This is a genomic window from Psychrobacter sp. T6-1 (genome assembly GCF_052258445.1).
Window position 1 is genome coordinate 1 of the sequence record NZ_JBQQFC010000625.1, and the last position, 835, is coordinate 835.

Annotated in this window: 1 protein-coding gene; it reads left to right on the plus strand. The window is 39.9% G+C overall.

The window, feature by feature from the left end:
* Positions 1–474 precede the first annotated feature (474 nt).
* Positions 475–762, plus strand: a complete 288-nt coding sequence (locus ACTXGO_RS15010; protein ID WP_443575082.1) for an ArsR/SmtB family transcription factor — start codon at positions 475–477, stop codon at positions 760–762.
* Positions 763–835 lie beyond the last annotated feature (73 nt).

An 835-nucleotide genomic window follows, 5' to 3' on the forward strand; every position in this document is an offset into this window, starting at 1 on the left:
TTAGCGTCTGCTAATACATGGCTATAAGTCTCGGTATCTTGGTGCAAAAAAGAATGTACTTGCATAGGTATCTCACTTATTATTTAGACGTTTTGTTCGTATATTTTTTAAGTTAATCAATAGCAATAATATAGCATTTACCTTACAATTTATCAATTTATATAATGTAAATAATAATAACTTGATATCTTGTGTTAAATCGTTGATAATTTAAGCATAATTTGTTTTGGCCCATTAGCTTATGTTCTATCTCAAATAAGTATGCGTCAACTATAGAGAATGTATTGACTCTGCACTTTTTATCTTTGAGTGTTAAAATAGCAGCTTATAGCCACGATAATATCAGCGACTCATCTTGCAACGCTTTTCTCTAAGGAGATTATTCTGACCACTTCTACCCCCGCAAACAGCGCAGATTTAGATCAAACGGCTCTAAATAATACAAAGAGCGTACCAGCCGATTTAGCTTTGCAAATGCAGGCGGCATCACTGCAGGCGAGCAAATTGCTCAAATCGCTGTCGCATCCTGATCGCTTGTTATTATTATGTCAGCTTACCCAAGGCGAATACTGTGTCGGCGATCTAGAACAGCTGGTCGGTGTTGGTCAGCCAAGCCTATCGCAGCAGTTAGGTATTTTGCGTAAAGACGAGCTAGTCGCCACTCGCCGTGAAGGCAAGCAAATCTATTACAGTATCGCAAGCGATGATGCTTTAGCCGTGTTGCAGCTCTTGTACCAGCGTTTTTGTGCGCAAGTCGACTAGCTAAGCAGCACCTTTATAAGTAACGCCTTTGATTGTGGTGACGTATTGATATGCCTTCTATCGCCGCTCGTCT

Bases quoted from the DNA above. Each gene is read 5' to 3' on its own strand.
- ACTXGO_RS15010 (WP_443575082.1), top strand. From the start codon at position 475: ATGCAGGCGGCATCACTGCAGGCGAGCAAATTGCTCAAATCGCTGTCG.